Origin of the sequence: Legionella maioricensis (genome assembly GCF_023618015.1) — a bacterium.
GTDB classification, from domain to species: domain Bacteria; phylum Pseudomonadota; class Gammaproteobacteria; order Legionellales; family Legionellaceae; genus Legionella; species Legionella maioricensis.
On the sequence record NZ_JAJKBJ010000004.1, the window covers coordinates 1 to 23447 of the forward strand.

A 23447-nucleotide genomic window follows, 5' to 3' on the forward strand; every position below is an offset into this window, starting at 1 on the left:
CAGGAGATCTCTCACTTCGTTCGAGATGACGTGCGATGTGAGGGTTCTCCAAATGCAGGCACAGTGCCACTGCCAGGAGATCTCTCACTTCGTTCGAGATGACGTGCGAGTTCGAGATGTCGTGTGGATTAAAGAGGACGTACAATGAGAAAAACCATTATGACGCGCAAGTTCAGGATAATTCATGAGGCGTATGTAACATGGACGTAAAAACCCCCTCGGGATCATATTGTTTTTTTAAATCAACCCATGAAGTATATTGCTCGCCAAAATGCTTACTCCAATAATTGGAGGATAAATCCTGACCTAAAAATCCTGATAAATAACGTTTACCTCCTTGATGGAGAAAACATGCATCCAGATGTTGAATAGCCTGTAGACAGCTGTCTTTGAGAACATCAGGTACTCCAGGATTTAAAATCATGAAAGAACAAACAGGCTCCTCTTCAGGCAGCATTAAAAAACCTGATTTTTGTTTTGCCATAGGAACTACATGAACCAGGCTGGCGTAATGAATAGGTAGTTGTTGTAACAGTTCTGCAAGGTTTTCTTTTAACACTCTTGTCGTAATAAAACATTCATACCATGGATGTAATAAATCCCATTGCCCTAACATTTTCATTACATCAAAACGAGAATTATGCCTTAGAAAATAAGATAAAATGGTTTCTTCTTGGGTATTAATGACCTGCCATGGTTTTAAATGGGCAATAATATCGTTTAATTCGGGAGCTTTTTTTCCATATTCAATTGAAAGATGCAGCCCATAAAGCCATTGAGCCATAGGGACTCTCTTTCCGTCCTTTAATTTTGCCCCCTGAATTGATGGGGAGCAAAACAACTCCATGTAATCTACTTTATCTTTTATTTTATAAATATCTTCAAACCATTGTTCTTGAGATGTATAAACCAGACAAAAAGTTTTAACCAGAGGTTTCACCGCTCTTAATTGAACACAGGCTTTAGTTATTACAGCAAATCGCCCCTGTCCTGATAAACAAGCGTGAAATAACGATGAGTTTTTATTAACAATCTGCTTAACGCCTAAACCATCAATGACTTCTAATGCGGAAATATGGCCATTAATAGCTCCATATTTAAAAGAAGAAGAACCAACGCCTCCAGCAGATAATACGCCTCCAACCGATAAATTACAGTTATAAGGCAAGACAAAAGGCGCTTTATGGTATTGTAAAGATATGGCAAGTAAATCGGCCCAGCTTGTATTGGCCTCTACCCAAATAGTATCTCCTTCCATATCCAACGGTTTTACAAACTCTCGCATGGAAAGAGTTAGTCCCCCGGGAACCGGCAGGGATTGTCCACATTGACTTAATCCGTTGCCTCTAATGGTCACTGGTAATTTATATTGATGAGCAAATCGAATTAAGGATTGTAAGGAACTTGTATTCTCAGGGATGCAGACCGCGGAGGGATAGGCTTTAATTAATTTACCAAAATCTTGACTAAAGCAAGCAAGCGTTTGCTCATCCTTGAGCAACGTTTGCCCCGTTTCTTTTTTATGCTGCTTGATTATCTCTGTATTCCACTTTTGGTGTAACATCTTGATTCCTTTCTTTCGCTTGTTCTAATCGTTTATTACATGCAAGAACTAATCCATCTAACATCTTGTTAAATGCTGCATAGCAACGATCTACCATTTTTAAACCTTCACGACGAGTATTGATTGGCAATCTTCTTGCAAATATATTTCTCTCCATCTCTTCTTCAAATAAAGCATGGGCTAGTTCGACTTCCAAATGAGAACTGGAGAAATATTGAAGATTTTTATCTTCGCCGGTTTTCTTGACTTGCTTGACCACTTTTTCAAAAAATACGTGTCCTGAAGATTCTATAGTCAAAAGTAAAGCTACATTTAAAATTTCCTCATCCAGTTGATACATCTCTGCCATAATGGCATAGGCAGCATCACGAATAAGTTGTGAATCTTTGCAATATAGCCAGGCAACATCATCTCGCGCACAAGATTGATCATTACTGAACTGGCTCATGTATTTTTTATCGCTCAGGAACCATTTGTCATGACCTGCATCTTCTAGTCTGTGGTGACGTGCCACTTTCTTTAAATAAGGATCTTTAACTCTTTCTTCGTTAATGCGGAGAATATCCTGAAAGGTCATAGCCCAAAAAGTTAATTCGGGAACAAAATAACTGATTTCTTCAAGGCTATTTAATCCTTCTAAAATGCTAAAGAACGGGTGATTCATAAATTCATTTTGTTTTGAATCTATATATGCTTGGATGGTTTTCATAATTGACTCCGGGAAAATTTATTGACAATTTTATCTTTGCAGCAGCCATGCCAACTTTTTTCCCACTTTAAGTGTAAAATCAATCAAAGTTTAGCTGTTTTTTTATTTTTCCCACGATAAAATCTCAGGAAGCGACAAAAAAATGTCCCTGAACCCAAGCAATGTGACAAAATTTTGACCAACAATTTCCTTTTAAATTAATGACCTATTTTTTTGCCAACCAATATTTGCCAATTTTTTGTCATAATCACTCATTAATCTATCAATCTCTTGCCAATTTACCTCCTTGATATCATTTATAGAATAACAAATCTGATCTAATAGAGTCGATTGCACCTCTCCTTGCGCCATAGCTTGAGCATAAGGAGTATTGGTAAACATCACTAATACATGCTTTGACACATATTGATTTGGATAGCGATGCATTAGCTCTCGTTCCACTTGCTTTCGGAGAATAAATTTTGGATTTCGGATGTCCGAGTGAATTTCATAATAATTATCCATAGACATTTGCGCCACGGCGTCAGTATTTATTTTTCTTTGTTCATAAAAAACAGGCATGACTATAGACCAGTCATCTTTATATTGCTCTAATAATTCATCCAGAATTCGACAATCCTCAAAAGCACTATTCATCCCTTGACCAAAGAAAGGAATCACCCCATGTGCAGCATCACCAATTAATAAACATTCATCCCGATAGTACCAGGGTGAACATGTGATAGTACTCATATTTCCCGTTGGGTTTTCAAAAAACTCACTGATCAGATTAGGCATAGCGGAATAAGCATCAGGAAATTCCTTTTGAAAAAAAGTAACCAGTCGCTCTTCATTGTCCAAGAAAGCAAAACTATCCTTACCCTCATGAGCTAAAAATAGAGAACCCGTAATTGAATCATCCGGGTTAGGATTACCAAGCAACATAAACGAATCGCGTGGCCAAAGGTGAAGATGCTCTCTGGCCATACCTGCAGTATGAGTCTTACTAATGGATAACTCTTTATATCCATGCGATAAAAAATCACGACTGAACTCTACTATTCCTTCATTTTTTAAAGCATCTCGTAGAGAAGATGGAGCACCATCAGCGCCTATTAACCGCTCATAGACATGCTCAACATGCGGTCCATTCTTGGTTTGAAATTGTAATTTCTTCTTATAAATATCTACATGCTGTAATTTCATATCAAAATGCAAATGAATATTTCGCGATTGCTCTGCTTTATTAAGTAATAAAGCATTAAGATCCGTTCGAGAAATAGCATTGATGTATTCGTTTTCATGACGACCAAAGGGCTGATAATGAACATCTCCATTAGATTCATGGATTGCTCGGGCACGCATAGGCACCATAATTTTATTTACTTCATCCATCAGATCCATGGCTTTCAAACCGGTTATTCCCCTGCATGAAAGAGCAAGATTAATGGAACGACCGTAATCAGTTGGACTCTTGCGTATGTCTGCTCTGGACTCAAATAAATCGACCAAATAGCCACGTCTTGCTAAATATAAAGAGCAAAGAGTGCCGGCCAAACCACCGCCAATTAGGGTAATCTTTTTCATTATTCCTCCGTTCCCCATTTTTACTTCCCTGCAAAAATAAATTTCTTTTAATGAACTATTATCAAATTATCTCTCCCGTATGCAAATACATACTCGCTAATCGCAGAGAACCTCACTCAATAAAAAAGACAGCCGCCAACAGCACAGCGCAATATGAGCTCCGTTCATGACTGTTTTTTTATCATCAATACACTTATGTGACAGACAATAAAGTACCATTGCTAACAAGTAGCTAATACATCAATCAATTGAATTACTGCAAGAATTATACCGATTTAAAAAAGACACTAATTTTCAAAGAGGTGAGCCTAAATAATTAGTAGAAAATAAGATTAAGAATTTTTAATTTTTGCCTCTGGAAGGCTTTTTAAAAACTCGAAAATTTTATCAGCAGTATCAGGGGCTTTATAATAGTAGCCTTGAGCATAATCACAACCGTGCGAAATTACAAAGTCTCTCTGAAACTCATTTTCTATTCCTTCAGCTAATACTTCTATATTCAAACTATGCCCTAGATTGATGATTGCTTTAGCGATAGCGGCATCATTTTGATTAGTAGCCATTTCACTAATAAAAGAACGATCAATTTTTAATTTATCAACGGGAAATTGTTTTAAATAAGATAGACTTGAATAACCTGTTCCAAAATCATCTATTACTAATTTAATACCCATATCTTTTAATGAATACATTGTATCAACCACATGCTCAATGTCCTCAATTAACAAACTTTCGGTTAATTCAAGTTCAAGGTACTTTGCTGGCAGCCCAATGCTTTTCAATATTCCTGACACTAACTCAGGCAAATTCGTTTGGCGGAATTGACGACCAGAGATATTTACAGCAACAGTTAAATCTTTAATTCCTTGTTTTTGCCATTTTTTCATCTGGATACATGCTTCCCGTAATACCCATTCTCCCATTTCAAGAATTAAACCATTTTCCTCAGCCATAGGTATAAAATCTGCAGGACTTACCATGCCTAAAATCTTGCTGTTCCAACGCATTAAAGCCTCAAAACCCACTACTTTGGATTGTTTCAAATCAATCAGTGGTTGATATACCAAAAATAATTCATTATTTTTCAATGCATCCCTTAAGGCATTATCCAACTGCATGTGATTGATTACCCTCCTATTCATTTCAGGCTCAAAAACTCTGTAGGTATTTCTTCCATTATCTTTTGCATGATACATTGATAAATCAGCACTTTTCATTAAAGATTCATAATCCTGCCCATCACGAGGATAATAACTAATTCCAAGACTGGCTGTAATTTTTAAATTATGTTGGTCAATTTGTATAGGCCTTGCTATCGCGTGCAGTAGCTCTTGCGCCATAGTCTCAGCCTGCTTCATATCTTCAAGATTAGAGAGTAAAATAACAAACTCATCTCCGCCAAGTCGAGCAACAGTATCAAAATCATCCGTTGAAATTAAAAGCCGGTTGGCGACAAATTGTAATAATTTATCCCCCATATTATGTCCTAGTGTATCATTGGTCATTTTAAAGCGATCCAAATCCAAAAATAAGAAAGCTAATATTGAATTTTTCTTTTTCGCTTGCAAAATGCCCTGCTCTACCCGGTCCATCAGCAAAACTCGATTGGGCAAATTAGTCAGTGAATCATAAGTAGCCTGCATTAATAATTGGTTTTCCATATCTCGGCGTTGCGTTATATCATTTAAAATGCAGACATAATGTTTCACATGTCCTAAAAGATCTTTAACCGGAGCAACACTGATTTCGCACCAAAATACTTCTCCATTTCGCCTGATACTTTCCATTTCAACTGTTTCTTCACGCAACTCTCTTATTGCAAGCTGTATTCTTTTATTGTTTACTTCATCAACATCTATACCTTGCAAGGTATGTAAACTTTGTCCTAAAGCCTGGCTTTCGGGATACCCTGTAGTTCGCTCAAAGGCTTTATTAATATAAATCACCTTATTTTCGTTGTTTGAGATATCAATAATTGCTATACCGTGAGTGCTTGCTTCAATAGCCCGCTCACGAATACGTAATTCATCCAGCGCCATTCTTTTTTGGGTCACATCACGAAAACTATACACACGGCCTACTATTTGATTACCTACCCGCTGTGGTTGCGTAAATCGCTCATATATTCGACCATCCTTAAAAATCAGCTCAGGTAACTCTCCTTGCCATTCAGGATTTTGATAAAGATATTGAACGTCTGAAATTAAAGATTGGGGATCGGTTAATTGTTCCAATATATAGTCAAAACTAATGCTTTCTTTTCCAGATTCCATCATGTAAGAAGGGATGCGCCACATTTCGACAAATTTCTGATTCCAGTCAACTACTGCCCCTTGAGCATTGACCATCATAATACCATCAGCAGTAGACTCTAAAGTCGCACGAAGTAGAGATAAGGACTTCTCAAGATCAACATTTTTTTTAACTATTTCATCCGTTTTATTTTTAGTGAGTTCATCCGCTTTAATAGAAATGTTATCGGTCAAAGGTAAGTTTGAGGAGCGTTTAAATTCGGGTTGGTTGTGATACCATTGCTCAAGCAAAATAGATAGCTCTGGATGCATTCCAACTATACCTAATTCTGTACTTATATCAGTTATGGATGGGTCCTTGCCTCTTCTTTTGATTATTTCTGCGGCAGAAGCAACTTTTTCATAATTGATTTCTTGCCTACGCATGCATCCCTCACTAGAATGTCTTAACATATCGATTATGCTTTATTTAACTTTAGAACATAATAGACCAAATGTATAATACCAAGTCAAATAAAAGACTGGATTAAACTTTTTTCAACGTGGTCAATGAACTTCTTTCCAAACTCGTTGTAATGCGGGAAGTGCGAGGAGAAATGGGGAGTGTATACGCAAGGATTCGAGCACCGTATTGACGAAGCAATTTCCCACCACAGTAGACTTTGGAAAGAGGTTTAATGAAGAAATGAGTCTTTTTTGGCGGCTGAATGTGAACTATTAAAAAGGAATAGAAATGAAAATCAGTCATTTTGATACTCGTGCAATTCATGCTGGTCAAGAGCCTTGCTCCAGTACTGGAGCTGTTATGACTCCTATTTATGCTACATCTACTTACAAGCAAATGGCGCCAGGAGAGCATCTTGGCTATGAATACTCACGTACTCAAAATCCAACTCGATTTGCCTATGAAGCCTGTGTCGCCAGTTTAGAATCAGGGCAACGCGGTTTTGCCTTCGCCTCAGGCATGGCGGCTATTAACACTGTAATTGATTTGCTGGATGCAGGGGATCATGTCATTGCTATGGACGATCTCTATGGAGGCACATTCCGATTATTTGATAAAGTAAAAACACGTACCTCCAATTTATCATTTTCTTTTATTGATATGTCAGAACCGCATCATATTGAAGCAGCGATTACTCCGAAAACACGGTTAATCTGGTTAGAAACGCCATCAAACCCAATGCTAAAACTGGCGAATTTACGTGCAATCGCGGCGATTGCCAAAAAACATAAGCTGATTACTGTCGCGGATAATACCTTTGCAACCCCCTGGATTCAACGACCAATAGAGCTGGGATTTGATGTCGTTCTTCATTCAGCTACAAAGTATCTCAATGGTCATTCAGATGTAGTCAGTGGTGTAGTCGTAGTGGGAGATAACCCAGGCCTGGCAGAAAAAATGGCTTTTCTCCAAAATTCATGTGGGGGTATTGCCGGACCTTTTGATAGCTTTCTGGTACTGCGCAGTTTAAAAACACTGTCTCTACGCATGCAACGACATTGCGAAAATGCAAATCACTTAGCTGGCTGGCTGAGCACTCACCCCAAAGTCAAAAAAGTAATTTATCCAGGATTAAAGAGTCATCCTCAGCACGAATTAGCTAAAGAACAGATGCGTGATTTTGGTGGAATGATTTCTATAGTAGTAGATGGAGGCCTTGAGGGTGCTAAACGATTTTTATCCCGATGTGAATTATTCACCCTGGCCGAAAGTCTTGGCGGCGTGGAAAGTCTGATTGAACATCCAGCTATTATGACGCATGCTTCTGTTCCTGCTGAAAAGCGCAAGGAATTGGGAATAGAAGACGGTTTTATACGACTTTCTGTTGGAATAGAACATATAGACGATTTACGTGCTGATTTGGAGCATGCCTTAGCTTGATTGATTATATTTGGAGTTACCCTTGATGCAAAAAACTAAAAAAACAGGGGGGCACGTGTACGCACTTCTTGCTTCCTTGATTCTCGTTATAACAACCACACTTTGTTTTATTCCCATTTTATTTATTGGTTTACTTAAATTATTTCCCAATAAACGATGGCAGACCTTTTGTACTCGCTGCGTCGATGCAATCTCAATGGTTTGGTGTGATATCAACAATTTATATATTGATAAAGTGCAAAAAATACATTGGGATGTCACCGGTTTAGATAATTTAAAACGTAACGACTGGTATTTGGTTGTTGCCAATCATCAAAGCTGGCTTGATATAGTTATTTTGCATCGCTTATTTAATCGCAAAATTCCAGTTTTAAAATTCTTTATCAAAGATCAGCTAAAATGGGTACCATTACTCGGTTTTTCCTGGTGGGCTATGGGTTGTCCCTTTATGAAACGTTACAGCAAAGAATACTTGGCAAAAAAACCGCACAAGCAAGGTAAGGATTTAATTTCCACGCGTAAAGCCATAGAAACGTTTAAGAGAACTCCCGCCTCGATTATGAATTTTATTGAAGGAACACGATTTACTTCAGCTAAAAAAGAACAACAAAAATCCCCTTACAACCATTTACTAAAACCTAAAGCGGGTGGAATTAGTTTCATTATTAGTTCTATGGGTCATCAAATCAGCAGTTTACTCGATGTCACGATTATTTATCCGGATCCAGATCACTCTCTATGGGATTTTCTTTGTCAACGAGTCAAAACAGTAAAAATCAATATCAGACTCCTCCCTATTCCACAAAAATTTACTTCATCAAAATTACTCAATGATGAGCAAACTCAAACTGATTTCAAAAACTGGTTAAATCAGCAATGGGCAATAAAAGATAATTTGATTGCTTCATTGAAATAATAAATAGGAATATATATGAATTCACTGCAAACCATCATTGAAGAAGCCTTTGAGCATCGTCAAAGCCTGTCGATGCATACCGCCAAACCTGAATTAATAGCAGCCATTGATGAAGTTCTATCTTGCCTTGACAATGGGCAATATCGCGTAGCGGAAAAAATAAATGAAGAATGGGTAGTTCATCAATGGATTAAAAAAGCAGTACTTTTATCTTTTAAGCTATTCCCTAATCAAGTAGTAGACTCCGGATTTTGTCAGTTTTATGACAAAGTCCCTCTTAAATACAATGGTTATACCGATGAACAATTTCAGCAATCAGGAGTGCGGGTTGTTCCCCATGCAATGGTACGGCGTGGAGCTTATATAGCCAAAAATACCGTATTAATGCCCTCTTACGTCAACGTGGGCGCCTATATTGATGAAGGGGTAATGGTTGACACTTGGGCAACGGTAGGGTCATGTGCCCAGATAGGTAAAAACGTTCATCTTTCAGGTGGTGCCGGAATCGGCGGCGTTTTGGAACCCCTGCAGGCAAATCCTACGATTATTGAAGACAATTGCTTTATTGGCGCACGCTCAGAAGTGGTGGAGGGAGTGATCGTTGAACGAAATTCTGTATTATCAATGGGCGTATTTTTGGGTCAAAGCACCAAAATATATAATCGACTTACAGGAACAATAACTTATGGTCGAATTCCCGCGGGCTCAGTAGTTGTAGCAGGAAGTTTACCTAGTGAGGATGGCAGTCATAGTCTCTATTGCGCGGTAATAGTAAAGCAAGTAGATGAAAAAACTCGTGCTAAAGTGAGCATTAATGAATTGCTCAGGGGCAACTAATATGACGGATTTAAAAAAAATCCTGGGACAACTCGTTAGTTACCCTTCTGTTACTCCTCAAGATGTCGGATGTCAGGATTTCATGATCCAGTTTCTTAAGCGATTAGGTTTTTCCTGTCAACAAATGAATCAGGGACCTGTATCAAATTTCTTTGCCTGTTATGGAGATGTTGGTCCTTTATTAGTCTTTGCCGGCCATACTGATGTGGTGCCCATAGGAGAAATTACGAAATGGCATACTGATCCTTTTGTATTAGAGGAGAAAGAAGGAATGCTTTATGGGCGTGGAGTCGCGGATATGAAGGGAAGCCTCGCCTGTATGTTACTTATGGCAGAACGGTTTATAAAAACTTACCCATCATTTTCGGGGCGATTAGGCTTTCTTATAACCAGCGGCGAAGAAGGCGACGATTTTGATTTTGGGACTCCTCATGTCATGGACCAACTCCATCGCCAAGGCACCGCCATTGATTATTGCATTGTGGGTGAACCCTCAAGTACCAATGAGGTCGGTGATGTAATTAAAATCGGCAGACGTGGCTCTCTGAGCGCTAAAATCAATTTACACGGAAAACAGGGGCATGTGGCTTATCCTCATTTGGCAGATAATCCCATCCATAAAATAAGCCCCTTTTTAGCAGATTTAACTGCAATAGAATGGGATAAGGGCAACACTTACTTTCCCCCTACTTCCATGCAAATAACCTATCTCCACTCCGGAGGATATGCCGGAAATATTATCCCTGGCGAGTTGGTTTTACATTTGAACCTAAGATATTCAACGGAGCAAACAGAAAACTCGTTAAAGGAAAGAATATTAAATCTCTTTAACCATCATCACCTTAATCCGACTATAGAGTGGCGATTAAATGGAGAACCTTTCCTAACCGATAAAGGGTTACTCCTTGACAGTTGCAAACAAGCTATTGTGGAACAAACCGGAAGAGAGACCGAATTATCTACGAATGGGGGAACATCGGATGGCCGTTTTATCGCTCCTTATGGTGTAGAGGTAGTGGAGCTAGGTCCTGTTAATGCCAGCATTCACCAAGTTAATGAATGTGTTTCATTAAAAGATTTACATTCTTTAGAAGCTATTTATTTTTCAATTTGCGAAAAAATATTACTTGGCTAAGAAACAATGCGAAAGAGAAAAGCCGGCTGGGTTGTAAAGTATGGGATAGTGTGAAAACGCGACTGTAACCTACTCGAGAAAGTGCGCGTCATCCCGAACAAAGTGAGGGGTCTCCAAAGCAAGCACAGTGCTCTTGCTAGGAGATCTCTTGCTGACGCGAGATGACGTGGAACTTACAAAGGGGCTATTACCCTAATTCAGCTTCTAATAAAGAAGTCTTTTTGGATTTTAGTTTCACTTCTTCTCCAGCGACGGCTTTATCATTTACAATTTTAGTAACACATGCGTCAGACCACACATTTAAAGCGGTTTCTAACATATCAATTAAGCCATAAAAAGGTAAAATAACACCCATCAGAGTAATCGGTACATTCATACTGGATAACAAGCTGACACTAAGGAAAAAACAGCCCATTGGAACACCGGCATTACCTATAGCCGCTATAGTTGCAACAAAAACCCATAAACCCATAGTTGCAAAAGACACTGGCATACCATGATTTTGCATCAGGTAAATAACTGTTGCGAAAATAAAAGCAGCACAGCCATTCATATTAATACTGGTGCATAAAGGTAAGACAAAACGACTGATTTGCGGTTTTACCTGCAAATTATTCTCTACTGTGTTCATAGTCACAGGCAGAGTACCTACTGAAGATTTAGAAAAAAATGCTACAGATAATGCCGGTATCATTGCCCGCATAGTCTTAAAAGGCTTAACTCCATTTATTTTTAACCAAAGAGGCAATATGACAAAACCCTGAATCAAATTGGCCAAGACAATGATTAATAAATATTGGCCTATGCCCTTAATATCCATGCCAGAGCGCAATTGAACTACTGTTGAGGTAATAAATCCAAATAAGCCCAAAGGAATTAAAGTGATTATCCAACGAGTCATCACTAAAAACATTCCATGTGCCCCGCGGAAAAAGCGTGTAATAGTCTCTCGTGAGTCTTCTTCAGGAATTTGGCGTACAGCAAAACCAATAACAATACTCAGCAATAACACACCCATCACTTGCTGATCGAGAAAAGGCGATAATAAATTAGTCGGTATAATATTAGTCAAGTACCCTAAATAACCTAAATTACTCATTGACTTCGAAGCATTGGCATCTAAATTTACTTGAACCGTACTGGGGTGAATCAACAGATACAGTAAACAACTAATGGTTGCAGCAACAATGGTAGTAGCAAAAGTATACTTAATAGTGCGCTGCCAAATACTTTTCATTAACCCATCAGTTTTATAATTTGCCAGCGTGACGATTATAGATAAAGAAATAATGGGCAAACTAATACATTTAAATATCTTTATAAATAAATCTGAAACCAGTAATCCTATAGCTTTTAAAAAAGCAATGTCCGACATCCCACTGGCAATGCCTAAACCTATCATTAAGGTATAAATCATAGGGGTACTAAAAATAAAATTCTTCTTTTGTTGATGCGCTGCACACATGCTTAAGTCCTTAAAATGAATAAATAAAATACGAGAAAATATAAAAAAGGATGTATTTAGCAGCAACAACAACGTGATGTTGTGGAGAAGTTAACGAAATGGCGGGTAAAATGTAGCGATTGTATTGACATAAAAACCATCACCTATGGACAAAAATTAAACATATCGGATATATTCTATCACATTTTGAATGTGCGTCAAGAACTTCAGAAACAAATATCGAAGCTTCATGAGAATGTATCACATTATCCTCTATATAATCACTCTTTAAGAGAGCATGAAAAGTATATGGATATGCCCCTAATTATAAACCGAGCTGTAGATTAACAAGAACAATGTAAAGTCTGGTAGCCCTCTCTTTGTATTTTCACATTACCAGCAGATTAATACCGGGATCATCTTTAATCTGCTGGCTTAATTCCATATCAGGCTAATTCAATACAATTAATTTGCTGCTTTAAACGCATGATGCGTCTGTATGCATCGTCTATACGCTGTTGATCTATTTTCTTCTGAAGAACTAATTGCTCAACACAATCAATCACTTCAGGAGCAGTAATGCGGCCTAACTGATTGGCAAATATCACCATATCAGCTCCGGCATTAATAGTAAGACAAAGAGACTCTTCGAGGGAATAATGATTTGAAATGGCCTGCATTTGTAAATCATCACTAATTATCACCCCATCATACCCCATATCTTTACGCAATATTCCCGTTAAAATTTCATGGGACAAAGTAGCAGGTAATCCTTTACTGTCCAAATGTTTATTGATGACATGAGCAGTCATTACCATAGTGGGTTTATAAACATCTTGAAGTAGGCGCTGATAAGGGATTAACTCCTCTGGCTTAAACGTGTCAGTGACCTCTACAAAACCTTCGTGGGTATCACCAACAGCACTTCCATGCCCCGGGAAATGTTTGTAAGCACATGCAATACCATAACGGCTAAACACATCAACAAATTGACGAGCAACACGAACAATCTGAGCAGGATCCGCTGAAAAACTTCGTTTTAATTTACCAATAATTCCCTGTTGGTTATTCAAATCCAAATCAACAACAGGAGCAAAATTCAAATTAAACCCCAAAGATTGTAAAGTGGATGCCATTTGGCTAAATTCTTCTTCTAAAGCGGAGTCAGATAAATGAGCTAATTCCACTGCCGTCAAAGTAGACATGCATCCCTCTATTTTGCTCAGTCTATCTACAGCCCCACCTTCGTAGTCAATAGCAATCAGTAACGGCAAGCCGTCATCGTTTACAGAATAATGATTCAGTTGGTGGATCAATTGTTTGATTTGAACCTGACTCTTCAAGTTCTTGCCATACAAATCCGTATCCAGATCTTTATCAAATAATAAAACACCACCTACCCCATCATCAGACAACCATTGCGCTATCGGGCTATGGTCGTTGATTTCGCAGCCCTGAAAGCCGATAACCAACATTTGCCCAATTTTATTTCTTAAGGTAATCACTCGTTTGCTCCATCACAAATCATGCAAGAAATCATACACAAAGATAGAATGTAACGCCATTTGTTATTTAGGTTCTACGGGAGGAATCGCGGATAAATCACATTTACAATTCCCATCAGCTTCTGGTGGAAATGGCACTTGGGCGAAATCTTTAGGATAACATATGGTGATAGTCCAAGCAGTATCACCAGGATTAATTTCTCCAGGAAGAAACCAATTCCTCAATCCTTGATATTTTTTCCCCTCGTCACTTTTCCAAAAAACGGGGCTAAATTGTGCAATATAAACCAGGCTTTGGGCAGGATGGCAATCAAAAGTGTCTCTAATCCAGGACTTTCCAGCGGGAACGGTAGCGGTTAATAATTTTTTTGTTGTCGCTGGATCAATCACATCAACAGAGACGTTATATTTAGTCCAGCAACTGTCTTTAACTAAAGTGTAATAACAAGGAAAAGACCAAACTGCGCCGGAGCAACTAAGGCCCAAAGATACAATCAATGCCCGTATTACCATAGTCAAGCCACATTTTTGAAATGAATCAGCATACTTATTAGTATATACAATCCTAGAACAAATTGCAGAGGAGTCTTTTTTGAGTAGGAATAAGGAAAATGAATGGAATTAAAATCCACGCATTGTTAACGGCACCATGCATATTAAATACAAGCCAAAAGCGTCGAATTTCCTTTTCAACGCTTGATTAAACAAGAATCAAATACAATGTGATTGTTAGATATTAAAAACAAGGAGAAAAACAACTGCTAAATTCTTCATCGTCCTCAGGTACAGGATCAATTGCCTTCGACAATTGTTCAAGACCATAACCAATAGCTAACAAGGAGGCAGCTACCCCCCAACCAATTAATATGCCAACACCCACACCAGGAACACCGAGTGCAAAAGATAAAGCAACTGCAATGACAGAAGTAATAGGAGAAGCAATAAGAAGCGGCACTGGATCTACGTTACCTCTGGAAAACATAGAACCCAATACAAAACCGGTTAAAAAATGATTATGATGTCGTTCCGCAGCAGCAAGAAGCACCAAATCAACAGAAACTGTCCCTACAACGGCCATGACTACAAGTCCAGCTCCGCCTCCATACATTAAGCCTCTACCAATAATAAAGCTAAAATCAGAAATACCTTTTTGAATTGAACGCCCTATAGTCATAATAATTCTTTATTAAAAATAAAGAACGCATCATATATCCAAAAAAGCAACAAATCAATACTTACAGATCTTTTTTTGCACTACCATAAAAAATATTTTAGCCTTAAAATTTACCCTCTTACAACACCCCACTTATATCTGTTTCTTACTCACTTCGGTGTCTTTGCCGCGCACTAACGGAGCATTTCGTCATTGCGAGCCGCGGCGAAGCATAAAGATGCTCCATTGAAAATATGAGCTTAATTGATTCACATTGTTCGTAATGGCGACTGGTTTTATCTGACTCTCAAAAAAAGACATAGAAATTTGGCACAATAGCATGATCACACTCCTTGAATTAGCGTAATGATCTTGCTTTTATTTGCGCAGAAGTATAAGCTTGGCCGGATGGAGAGGTGGCCGAGTGGCTGAAGGCGCACGCCTGGAAAGTGTGTATACGGCAACGTATCGAGGGTTCGAATCCCTCTCTCTCCGCCAAATTAAAAATCCCTGCCAAGACACAATGAATTATTAAATTCGCTTGTCAGAATAAACCGACTAAATTAGGGATATGACCGATGAGAATGAAATTACAATTAAGTATAATAGGAATTTTATTATCAATTAACGTATTCGCTGACGGTTATTATCCTGAACCCACCTCACAAGACCAGCCATGGTCGATTACTGCCAGTGTTGGAAAAGGCAAATATCAACATGCCTACTCTAAAGACGGCGAAGCCGCTTTAGCCCGATTAGCACTGGGCAATGAAATGATGCTTAGTGGCGATATTGCTTTGGGCTTGGAGCTCGGAGTTCAGAATGGAAGTCGCATTCGTCTGGAAATTCCTTATGAAACATTAGCGGTTTTAGAATGGATCCCAGTTCAGACCACGCTTGGCCCGATGCTTGATTTATTGATTACCGCTAAAAGTGACCCCTTGTGTGGAAGTTCTTTCTTTGCACAACTCAAGGGAGGAGTTGCTTATAGGAATTTGAGAGTTAAACAAAGAACAATAAAAGACTTATCTCAATTAGCTGGAGAAATTCAGGCTGGATTTGGTTATCCAATTACGGCTCTTGCTACGCTGAATTTGTTATATCAGGGCGTGTTTAGTAATGACCCTAATTTAAAATTAAATACATATAACAAAACAGGTCATGTAACCAATATTCCAGCTTTACACGGTGTATTATTGGGTTTTTCTGTTAATCTTTAAAGTCCCCCCCACTTAAACTCACCTAATTGAACAAGTCTCCGTGACAAAACTCGTTCTATAAATATTTTTAGGTCGCTATGCGTCATAGCATAGTCTTTTTATTTCCTCTCTTCTTGCTCATAAAAGACTATAATTTAAACAGCTAGATAAGTTAAATATTTATCTTCGACGTTTTACCACCGTTTCAGTCTTATCAGTATCATGAATTTAAGGGAGTATCTTTATGAAAGAAAAACATTATGCCTATAAAGTAACTCTTGCCTCTTCTGGATTAGTTTGTACCCATTCTGAAATAGAAGAAGATAAGATGTTGGATTTATTAAAAGAAATTCAAAATGATCATTCTGAAGGGATATTCTGGATTTTTAAGCAATTTGGAGATCAACCTAAAGAACAACTGTGCATTATAGATTGCCCCCACAAGAGAATTTATTACCATTATTCTGGAGAAGTAGAGGAACTTAGCGAGGCAATAGAAAAATTAAGTCATTAAGTTATGGATCCCAAAGTAACTTTTTCAATCAACTTAGAAACGCCATCTAAAACATAGTGACGAGTTCTCCAAAAGGATAACGGGGCTGTAAAGCTCAGTTATCCAACATTAAATATCCTATCGATAACATGCTGGGTTAGCAGTCCATTAGACATCTAAGGAAAAAAAATACCGTCATTGCGAGCGTAGCGAAGCAGATGAATTTTTGAAATAATTGAAGATTTTATCCTTGATTTATATCGGCATTTCTTGAGTCAATTTTTTCAATATCAAATATATATTACCTTTTTGGCAATTATTAATACAGGAAACTATAGACAAATGACTGTTTTTTAGTAACCATTCAGCTCAATTTTTTTCTAATAACAAAGAGGCTATAGAATGAAATTCAAATCCTTCAGAACAACAATTATAATAACATCCCTGGTATTAAGTTTACTTCAGCTTGCTCATGCTGGAAAATCGATAAAGCAAGTAGATAGTGATACCGCAATTCAAAATGCTATTTTAGTCCATATTAACGAATACAGACAAAAACACGGTCTATCTCCACTTAAAATGGATGATAAAATAGTTAAAGAAGCTAAAATCCACTCTCTTGATATGGCAAACCATCGCATGCCCTTTGGTCATAAATACTTTAATAGTCGTATCGATAGGTTGCATGCACAAATCAAAAACTCTAACGCAGGGGCTGAAAATGTTGCATACAACTACAAAAATGCTCAAGATGTGGTGAATAACTGGGTACGTAGTCCGGGGCATAAAAGAAATATTGAAGGAAATTATAATCTGACAGGAATTGGTATTGCCAGGGATAAACAAGGAAAAATCTATTTTACCCAAATTTTTCTAAGAACAGGTAGAGGTGCCTACGCTGCAAGAAGACCATCGCTCCGTATTTTTAATAACTCATTTTTTAGAAAGAGCGCTTAACTAATTAACGATATCTTTGCAAAATAGTGCTCCAGATAAGTGGAATTAGCACAGCAGGTAGCCTATCATAGAATCATAGGCGGTAAACATTGTTCAGCCAACATTCCAAACTTGGAAGCCAGATTGAGAGTGTGGTGTGCAAGCTTAGCATGGACTAAGAAGCCAAAAGCATTCCGGAGGAATCCACTTAAAGAATTAGGACTGTACTCAATCTTGCTGTCTATATCGAATTGACAACCAGGGCGTATCTTATACGCCCTTTTTATTTTCCAAGCATCTCTATAATTTTCAAAAAATCATATTTGGACGAGTAGCAAATTATTCTAAATTACAATAGGATAGCTTATATAAATAGGCAAAAGGATTTCCCCCATGATGATTGCAACCCTCCAGGAAACTGGCCATGAAACTCGTGTAGCAATTACCCCCAATTCAGCCAAACAATATATTAAATTGGGTTTTGAAGTCGCCATAGAAAAAAACTCAGGCCTTGCTTCAGGTTTTGCTGATAAAGAATACGAGGAAGTTGGTGTTCAAGTGATAAATGGTAAAAAAACACTATTGAAACAAACCAACATTCTGCTTTGTATTAATGAACCCGCCCCCCAAGATTTAGCAGGCTTGCCCAAAGATGCCTTAATAATAGGTCATATAGATAATGAAGCTAAAAGCCCATTAATTGCATGGTGCAAGGAACAACAAATTAATTTATTTTCCATGAATCTTATTCCCCGCATCAGCCGGGCCCAAAGTATGGATAGCTTGTCTTCTCAAGCTAATCTGGCAGGTTACAGGTCGGTTTTAGAAGCAGTCAATAAATTTCATCGGGCAATACCTATGATGATGACTGCAGCGGGTATGATTCAGCCAGCCAAAGTATTAGTGCTTGGTGCAGGCGTAGCAGGCTTGCAAGCAATTGCAACCGCTAAACGTTTAGGAGCAGTAGTATATGCATTTGATGTCAGACGAGCGGCAAAAGAACAAGTAGAAAGTTTAGGAGCTGAATTTATAGAGGTCAGTCAGGAACAAGACAGTGAAACTAAAGGAGGCTACGCGGCGGAAACCAGTGAGGAATATAAAAAACTACAGGCTGAATTGATAGATCAATATGCCAAGTTAGCGGATATAGTGATTTCCACAGCATTAATCCCGGGTCGAAAAGCTCCCATATTACTTCACAAGAACACAGTAAATCAGATGAAACCCGGATCAGTGATAGTCGATTTAGCTACTTCACGAGGGGGAAACTGCGATCTCAGCGTTCTTGACGAAACCATTAAACATGGCGAGATAACCATAATAGGACTAAGTAATATAGCCGGTCTGATTCCCGCTACCGCAAGCGATCTCTACGCCAATAATCTGGTTCATCTGATTAATCTATTAGCTGCCCAGCCTCCTGAAATCAAATTTAATCCAGATGATGAAATCATTCAGCAGGCCCTTCTGTGTCACGAAGGTCATTATTTACCTTTTCAAGCGGCAAAGGAGTCAAAAAATGCATGAAATTAATACCTTGGGCAACCCCTATATCACCATTCTAACCATTTTTGTATTGGCATGTTTTGTAGGATATTACGTGGTATGGAAGGTCACACCTGCTCTTCATACACCGTTAATGTCTGTAACCAATGCCATATCCAGTATTATTGTTTTGGGTGCTCTTATTGCTGCTGGTAATGAATTGCTGGGGACTATCACCTGGCTGGGAGGTTTAGCAATATTCATTACTTCTATTAACATTTTTGGTGGGTTTGTTGTAACGCAACGCATGCTTCGCATGTATAAAAAATAAATGTTTTAAAGGATGGACCCCGTTATGAATTCAATTGTTCCACTATTTTATTTATTAGCCGCTATATGTTTTATACTAGCCCTTAAAGGTTTAGCCAGTCCGGCAACTTCAAGAAGAGGTAATCTTCTTGGAATTTTAGGGATGGCTCTAGCCGTTGGCTCTACCTTAATGATGCCCTCTACGCATCACCACATTATTCTGATTAGCTTAATAATAGCTGGCGGTATTATTGGAACTTTTATTGCCCTAAAAATTAATATGACCGCTATACCTCAATTGGTTGCCGCTTTCCATTCTTTGGTGGGAATGGCAGCAGTGCTGGTAGCGTTTTGTGCCTTTTTGTCTCCAGATTCCTTTCACATCGGTTATCCCGGAGATATAGCTAAAGCCAGTCTGGTTGAAATGAGTTTGGGATTAATTATTGGTGCCATTACTTTTTCAGGCTCCGTAATTGCCTTTTTAAAATTACAAGGACTTATGACAGGAATACCAGTAAAATTCCCTGGTCAGAACTTAGTAAATCTGATTATAGCGTTGTCCATATTAGTTTTATTTCTTTTATTTTTAACCAATCAAACTTTATTACTCTTTAGTCTGTTGGCAGGACTCGCTTTTCTAATTGGTGTTTTACTGATTATCCCTATAGGTGGAGCGGATATGCCGGTGGTAATATCCATGCTTAACTCCTACTCCGGATGGGCTGCTGCAGGTATAGGCTTTACCTTAAGTAATCATCTATTAGTCATTACTGGTGCTTTAGTAGGCTCTAGCGGGGCGATTCTAAGTTATATTATGTGTGTTGGTATGAACCGCTCCATCTTTAATGTGATTTTTGGCGGGATCAGCTCTTCTGGAAGCACTGCTCAAGCTAATGCGGGAGATGAGTCACGAACGATAAGACAAGCCAATGGAGAAGATGCCGCATTTCTTTTAAGCAATGCAAAAGATGTAATCATAGTCCCAGGTTACGGCATGGCCGTAGCTCATGCGCAACATGCGGTCAAGGAGTTAGTCAATGCTCTGGAAGCTCGATCCATAAAAGTTCGTTTTGCTATTCACCCTGTGGCTGGTCGGATGCCAGGACATATGAATGTGTTGCTTGCGGAAGCCAATATCCCTTATGACCGCGTTTTTGAACAAAGTGAAATTAATCGAGATTTTGCAACCTGTGACGTGGCCTTTGTTATTGGTGCCAATGACATTACCAATCCCGCTGCAAAAACAGATCCTGGTTCACCAATTTACGGTATGCCAGTATTGGAAGTTGAAAAAGCCAAAACTGTTTTATTTGTTAAACGAAGCATGGCACCAGGCTATGCAGGAGTTGAAAACACTCTATTCTATCATGACAATACCTACATGCTTTTTGGAGATGCCAAAACCATGACCGAATCAATTTCAAAAGGTTTAGGGGAAATATAATTCCCCTGTTACCACCTATCATCAATACAGAGTTTTCTTTCTCTTTGGTTATTGCTTTCAAATTTGCCAAACTAACAAAATAAATGTATCTTGGTTTGTTAATTTTTCACTACGGAGAGTTTTATGTTACGAAAAATCGGCTTTACCCTACTGACCGCTGTAGCATCCTTTAGTACCCCTACTTATTCAATGATGAGCCATTCGCTTCAGCAAGGAGTCACTCTTGAGTATGAATTACCCTCGCATGAACCTCAATTATTTATAAATTATATGTTCTGGACAATTGATGCCACGTGTAAGATCACCTCAGAAGATGAAAACGTTGAATTATTTGCGGAAGGATTAGCTAAAAAAGGGAAAATAAATGACATCATTCTATCCTCTGGACAATCACTGAAGTTAAACGTGCACTCTGGCGAGAGTATAAAACTAAGTGCTGATTCAGGTGCCAAAGTCCAAATCACTAATCTCGGAAATCATTTAGTCCGCGCTACTTGTACCACTTAATCATCAACAGATTTTAAATCAAAAAAATCAATCAACCAAAATCCTGTACCAATTCCAATGAGTCTGTGGAATCAAAAATATAGATACTGTCTTTAAAAAGCGTAGGCTGGGCTATTATGCCCAGCAAATTCTCTAACCATCTAACAAGTCAACGAGTAGACCAGGCGACGATATTCTTCGAAGCACTGATTTAATACTTCATTTGCAAAACAAGATCCTTTTTTGAGATATTGATGCACTAATCCATTAGTACTTTCATTTAAGCTCCTTTCCCAAGATGAATAAGGATGAGCAAAATAAAAATCTGTATTTAAAATGATTGTCAAAATCATTAAACAATACTTGTTGTTTACTTTTTGTCCTACAATTAAAATAATAGTTATAACGGGGATTGTATTGATGCAAGCTAATGATTCAACAAATCAAAACAGCGAGGATGATTCTGAATTCCTGGAGAGAAGGAATGATGAACGTGAGGTTTTAGTTTTTAAAATAGATTCGGAGCAAGAAGCTCATCTTGTTTCAGGCAATCCGCCAATAAACGTTGAAATATGGATGTATTCTTACAACAATCGCAATACGGATAGAGACCGACTAAATTTTTTATTTTTGGATACCACTGACACAAGTGAATCTCTTGACGCTGAGTTCGCAAGTTTCGCAGGAAACTTATATCATCTGATATTAAACTCCCCCTACCCAACCTATTTTTCATGTAAATTGAAAAACGCTGACACCGAAAATAAAGACAAATTTGCCCGTATTTCTAATAAAATTGATGATTTTTCTACTTGGCAAGAGGCTGTAGCTTTAGACAAGAATAAAGGCGTCCTTTCCATTAATGGAAAGGAATTTGAATTGGATTCCCGATGTAATCCACCCATAAAAGGTTTAACGGCAGTTTTAGTGGCAGGATGTTTTTTAGATGAGCAAGACTGGGATGATACCAATATAGGCTTAGCTAATGGCCAGGTCGTTAGAGTTGATCCCGCACTAACTTTTGGCGCAAATTTTTCTTCTGAAAGTACTGCAGAAGAAATTTCCAGCAAATTATCTAATTTATTGGGGAACTTCATATATGAGATTACAACTGGCTCTTATTTTACTGAGTATGAAGATGTTGCTGAGACGGCAGTAATTAAAGAACTATTTAATTCGCATGATGAGTTGTTTGAAACCTTAGCAAAGATTATCAGCCTCCCTAAAAGTCTATATTTAATAACCGCACTAAAAAGTTTTTCACCAATACATCATCCCAAGGCATTTGAGCTTGTTGAAGAACTGCATGCGCGCGCTGAACTGTTTCATCAGGTTGCCCAAAAAATGGAGGGCTTTGACAGTTTTTATGCCCAATATAAATTACAGCAGGCAGCAGACTATCACAATCAATTAGTTCAATTAAAATCATCTTTTGAATTTAATAATAATGATAAATTTAAGGAGGTTCTCGAGCCTGATATAGAGCATCAAAACCAATTTCTAGAGCCTCGTAACCAACTCCAAAAATCTACGTCTACTTTAGGTTTCTTTTCATCAGAGCCATTACATGAAACGACACATACTGCAGATAAGTCATCTATTTCTAGCGGCCCCCTTTCTACGGAATAAACTCCCGAAATAAAACCAAACAAATCTAATAAAATTAGGAAGCTGCCATCCAGGCTGCGCTTGTTGGTGGCCCAATGATTAGAGGCCAGGAGTCAGAAATGCCATCAAAACTTCTTACTTGCTATTGATAAGAAATAATCGTCGGTTATCAACTGGGTTTACGTGGTTTCATTGGCAACCAAGGGTAACGAGTGAGTTTGCCCTCTTGACTACCACCAGAAATATTCTTTAAATCATCTTTCTTTATTTTTTCTTTGATTTGTTTTTTTGAGGAATCTGGAGATTTTTTCATGATTTTCATCCTGTATCAAAGTACTATGTTTTAATTTTAGTACAAAAATTAATCATTTATAACCCACCTCTTTTGGCCGTTTATATAAAAACTCTCGATGATCCTTAGGGGGATTGCTGGGCTAGACTGCCAAGCAAGCCCTCTACAAGACAAGGCCCAATCGATAAAAAACAGTATCCTGGGTTACAGCTTCGCTTTCACCCAGGAT

At 38.2% G+C, this 23447-nt stretch carries 21 protein-coding genes, 1 tRNA gene and 1 pseudogene; 13 read left to right on the top strand and 10 right to left on the bottom strand.

Annotated elements, in window-relative coordinates; genetic code table 11:
* Positions 1 to 172: 172 nt before the first annotated feature.
* The 4 genes from LOX96_RS04845 to LOX96_RS04860 all read right to left on the bottom strand — a co-directional run bounded on the left by LOX96_RS04845 (position 173) and on the right by LOX96_RS04860 (position 6517).
* The gene (locus LOX96_RS04845; protein ID WP_250423475.1) at positions 173 to 1564 is read right to left on the bottom strand and encodes an FAD-binding oxidoreductase; all 1392 of its coding nucleotides are present in this window, start codon (positions 1562 to 1564) and stop codon (positions 173 to 175) included.
* Positions 1521 to 2273 (bottom strand): hypothetical protein, encoded by a 753-nt coding sequence (locus LOX96_RS04850; protein WP_250423477.1) that lies wholly within the window; start codon positions 2271 to 2273, stop codon positions 1521 to 1523. The genes LOX96_RS04845 and LOX96_RS04850 overlap by 44 nt, the downstream gene beginning before the upstream one ends.
* A 192-nt stretch (positions 2274 to 2465) precedes the next feature.
* Entirely contained in the window at positions 2466 to 3839 is a 1374-nt protein-coding gene (locus tag LOX96_RS04855) for an FAD-dependent oxidoreductase (RefSeq protein WP_250423480.1), read from the bottom strand.
* 332 nt (positions 3840 to 4171) lie between these two features.
* On the bottom strand, positions 4172 to 6517 hold the full coding sequence (locus tag LOX96_RS04860) for an EAL domain-containing protein (RefSeq protein WP_250423485.1): 2346 nt from the start codon (positions 6515 to 6517) through the stop codon (positions 4172 to 4174).
* Positions 6518 to 6824: 307 nt separating this feature from the next.
* On the opposite strand from LOX96_RS04860, the gene LOX96_RS04865 reads away from it, so the two are divergent.
* The 4 genes from LOX96_RS04865 to dapE are packed head-to-tail and all read left to right on the top strand — an operon-like array spanning position 6825 to position 10864.
* The gene (locus LOX96_RS04865) at positions 6825 to 7976 is read left to right on the top strand and encodes a trans-sulfuration enzyme family protein (RefSeq protein WP_250423486.1); all 1152 of its coding nucleotides are present in this window, start codon (positions 6825 to 6827) and stop codon (positions 7974 to 7976) included.
* 25 nt (positions 7977 to 8001) lie between these two features.
* Positions 8002 to 8892, top strand: a complete 891-nt coding sequence (gene yihG, locus LOX96_RS04870; protein WP_250423488.1) for a 1-acylglycerol-3-phosphate O-acyltransferase, YihG family — start codon at positions 8002 to 8004, stop codon at positions 8890 to 8892.
* Between the two features lie 15 nt (positions 8893 to 8907).
* The gene (gene dapD / locus LOX96_RS04875) at positions 8908 to 9729 is read left to right on the top strand and encodes a 2,3,4,5-tetrahydropyridine-2,6-dicarboxylate N-succinyltransferase (protein ID WP_250423489.1); all 822 of its coding nucleotides are present in this window, start codon (positions 8908 to 8910) and stop codon (positions 9727 to 9729) included.
* 1 nt (position 9730) lies between these two features.
* Positions 9731 to 10864 (top strand): succinyl-diaminopimelate desuccinylase, encoded by a 1134-nt coding sequence (dapE, locus tag LOX96_RS04880; protein ID WP_250423491.1) that lies wholly within the window; start codon positions 9731 to 9733, stop codon positions 10862 to 10864.
* A 187-nt stretch (positions 10865 to 11051) separates the two neighbouring features.
* On the opposite strand, the gene LOX96_RS04885 is transcribed toward dapE, so the two are convergent.
* The 4 genes from LOX96_RS04885 to LOX96_RS04900 form a co-directional block, all read right to left on the bottom strand.
* Positions 11052 to 12329, bottom strand: a complete 1278-nt coding sequence (locus LOX96_RS04885) for a dicarboxylate/amino acid:cation symporter (protein WP_250423493.1) — start codon at positions 12327 to 12329, stop codon at positions 11052 to 11054.
* A gap of 425 nt (positions 12330 to 12754) precedes the next feature.
* A complete protein-coding gene (locus LOX96_RS04890; RefSeq protein ID WP_250423495.1) occupies positions 12755 to 13813 on the bottom strand; it encodes a glycoside hydrolase family 3 protein in 1059 nt (352 codons plus the stop codon).
* Positions 13814 to 13876: 63 nt separating this feature from the next.
* Positions 13877 to 14326 carry a hypothetical protein gene (locus LOX96_RS04895; protein WP_250423496.1) on the bottom strand — a complete coding sequence of 150 codons (450 nt, stop codon included), beginning with the start codon at positions 14324 to 14326 and terminating at the stop codon, positions 13877 to 13879.
* Between the two features lie 223 nt (positions 14327 to 14549).
* Complete coding sequence (locus LOX96_RS04900; RefSeq protein WP_250423497.1) at positions 14550 to 14987, bottom strand: hypothetical protein; 438 nt, start codon at positions 14985 to 14987, stop codon at positions 14550 to 14552.
* Between the two features lie 389 nt (positions 14988 to 15376).
* On the opposite strand from LOX96_RS04900, the gene LOX96_RS04905 reads away from it, so the two are divergent.
* From LOX96_RS04905 to LOX96_RS04940, 8 genes are all read left to right on the top strand, one after another.
* Positions 15377 to 15464: transfer RNA gene (locus LOX96_RS04905), tRNA-Ser, on the top strand.
* A gap of 80 nt (positions 15465 to 15544) precedes the next feature.
* Positions 15545 to 16186 carry a hypothetical protein gene (locus LOX96_RS04910; protein ID WP_250423498.1) on the top strand — a complete coding sequence of 214 codons (642 nt, stop codon included), beginning with the start codon at positions 15545 to 15547 and terminating at the stop codon, positions 16184 to 16186.
* 223 nt (positions 16187 to 16409) lie between these two features.
* On the top strand, positions 16410 to 16679 hold the full coding sequence (locus LOX96_RS04915; RefSeq protein WP_250423500.1) for a hypothetical protein: 270 nt from the start codon (positions 16410 to 16412) through the stop codon (positions 16677 to 16679).
* A gap of 381 nt (positions 16680 to 17060) precedes the next feature.
* Positions 17061 to 17615: a CAP domain-containing protein gene (locus LOX96_RS04920; RefSeq protein WP_250423502.1), complete on the top strand. Its 555-nt coding sequence runs from the start codon at positions 17061 to 17063 to the stop codon at positions 17613 to 17615.
* Positions 17616 to 17987: 372 nt separating this feature from the next.
* A complete protein-coding gene (locus tag LOX96_RS04925) occupies positions 17988 to 19121 on the top strand; it encodes a Re/Si-specific NAD(P)(+) transhydrogenase subunit alpha (protein ID WP_250423505.1) in 1134 nt (377 codons plus the stop codon).
* Positions 19114 to 19410, top strand: a complete 297-nt coding sequence (locus LOX96_RS04930) for a proton-translocating transhydrogenase family protein (protein WP_250423507.1) — start codon at positions 19114 to 19116, stop codon at positions 19408 to 19410. Before LOX96_RS04925 ends, LOX96_RS04930 begins: the two co-directional genes overlap by 8 nt.
* Before the next feature lie 24 nt (positions 19411 to 19434).
* Positions 19435 to 20832, top strand: a complete 1398-nt coding sequence (locus LOX96_RS04935; protein WP_250423509.1) for an NAD(P)(+) transhydrogenase (Re/Si-specific) subunit beta — start codon at positions 19435 to 19437, stop codon at positions 20830 to 20832.
* 123 nt (positions 20833 to 20955) lie between these two features.
* Positions 20956 to 21339 (top strand): hypothetical protein, encoded by a 384-nt coding sequence (locus LOX96_RS04940; RefSeq protein ID WP_250423510.1) that lies wholly within the window; start codon positions 20956 to 20958, stop codon positions 21337 to 21339.
* A gap of 212 nt (positions 21340 to 21551) precedes the next feature.
* Here LOX96_RS04940 and LOX96_RS17685 read toward each other — a convergent pair.
* Positions 21552 to 21653 (bottom strand): annotated as a pseudogene (locus LOX96_RS17685) (IS30 family transposase); the annotation flags it as partial.
* 85 nt (positions 21654 to 21738) lie between these two features.
* Here LOX96_RS17685 and LOX96_RS04945 point away from each other — a divergent pair.
* Positions 21739 to 22947: a hypothetical protein gene (locus LOX96_RS04945; RefSeq protein ID WP_250423512.1), complete on the top strand. Its 1209-nt coding sequence runs from the start codon at positions 21739 to 21741 to the stop codon at positions 22945 to 22947.
* Positions 22948 to 23095: 148 nt separating this feature from the next.
* Here the strand turns inward: LOX96_RS04945 and LOX96_RS04950 are convergent, their stop codons facing one another.
* Positions 23096 to 23239 carry a hypothetical protein gene (locus LOX96_RS04950; RefSeq protein ID WP_250423514.1) on the bottom strand — a complete coding sequence of 48 codons (144 nt, stop codon included), beginning with the start codon at positions 23237 to 23239 and terminating at the stop codon, positions 23096 to 23098.
* Between the last annotated feature and the right edge of the window lie 208 nt (positions 23240 to 23447).

What these genes read in the sequence shown, in the direction of transcription:
- LOX96_RS04845 (WP_250423475.1), bottom strand. Translation starts at nt 1,564, where the DNA reads ATGTTACACCAAAAGTGGAATACAGAGATAATCAAGCAGCATAAAAAA.
- LOX96_RS04850 (WP_250423477.1), bottom strand. Translation starts at nt 2,273, where the DNA reads ATGAAAACCATCCAAGCATATATAGATTCAAAACAAAATGAATTTATG.
- LOX96_RS04855 (WP_250423480.1), bottom strand. Translation starts at nt 3,839, where the DNA reads ATGAAAAAGATTACCCTAATTGGCGGTGGTTTGGCCGGCACTCTTTGC.
- LOX96_RS04860 (WP_250423485.1), bottom strand. Translation starts at nt 6,517, where the DNA reads ATGCGTAGGCAAGAAATCAATTATGAAAAAGTTGCTTCTGCCGCAGAA.
- LOX96_RS04865 (WP_250423486.1), top strand. Translation starts at nt 6,825, where the DNA reads ATGAAAATCAGTCATTTTGATACTCGTGCAATTCATGCTGGTCAAGAG.
- yihG (WP_250423488.1), top strand. Translation starts at nt 8,002, where the DNA reads ATGCAAAAAACTAAAAAAACAGGGGGGCACGTGTACGCACTTCTTGCT.
- dapD (WP_250423489.1), top strand. Translation starts at nt 8,908, where the DNA reads ATGAATTCACTGCAAACCATCATTGAAGAAGCCTTTGAGCATCGTCAA.
- dapE (WP_250423491.1), top strand. Translation starts at nt 9,731, where the DNA reads ATGACGGATTTAAAAAAAATCCTGGGACAACTCGTTAGTTACCCTTCT.
- LOX96_RS04885 (WP_250423493.1), bottom strand. Translation starts at nt 12,329, where the DNA reads ATGTGTGCAGCGCATCAACAAAAGAAGAATTTTATTTTTAGTACCCCT.
- LOX96_RS04895 (WP_250423496.1), bottom strand. Translation starts at nt 14,326, where the DNA reads ATGGTAATACGGGCATTGATTGTATCTTTGGGCCTTAGTTGCTCCGGC.
- LOX96_RS04900 (WP_250423497.1), bottom strand. Translation starts at nt 14,987, where the DNA reads ATGACTATAGGGCGTTCAATTCAAAAAGGTATTTCTGATTTTAGCTTT.
- LOX96_RS04910 (WP_250423498.1), top strand. Translation starts at nt 15,545, where the DNA reads ATGAGAATGAAATTACAATTAAGTATAATAGGAATTTTATTATCAATT.
- LOX96_RS04915 (WP_250423500.1), top strand. Translation starts at nt 16,410, where the DNA reads ATGAAAGAAAAACATTATGCCTATAAAGTAACTCTTGCCTCTTCTGGA.
- LOX96_RS04920 (WP_250423502.1), top strand. Translation starts at nt 17,061, where the DNA reads ATGAAATTCAAATCCTTCAGAACAACAATTATAATAACATCCCTGGTA.
- LOX96_RS04925 (WP_250423505.1), top strand. Translation starts at nt 17,988, where the DNA reads ATGATGATTGCAACCCTCCAGGAAACTGGCCATGAAACTCGTGTAGCA.
- LOX96_RS04930 (WP_250423507.1), top strand. Translation starts at nt 19,114, where the DNA reads ATGCATGAAATTAATACCTTGGGCAACCCCTATATCACCATTCTAACC.
- LOX96_RS04935 (WP_250423509.1), top strand. Translation starts at nt 19,435, where the DNA reads ATGAATTCAATTGTTCCACTATTTTATTTATTAGCCGCTATATGTTTT.
- LOX96_RS04940 (WP_250423510.1), top strand. Translation starts at nt 20,956, where the DNA reads ATGTTACGAAAAATCGGCTTTACCCTACTGACCGCTGTAGCATCCTTT.
- LOX96_RS04945 (WP_250423512.1), top strand. Translation starts at nt 21,739, where the DNA reads ATGCAAGCTAATGATTCAACAAATCAAAACAGCGAGGATGATTCTGAA.
- LOX96_RS04950 (WP_250423514.1), bottom strand. Translation starts at nt 23,239, where the DNA reads ATGAAAAAATCTCCAGATTCCTCAAAAAAACAAATCAAAGAAAAAATA.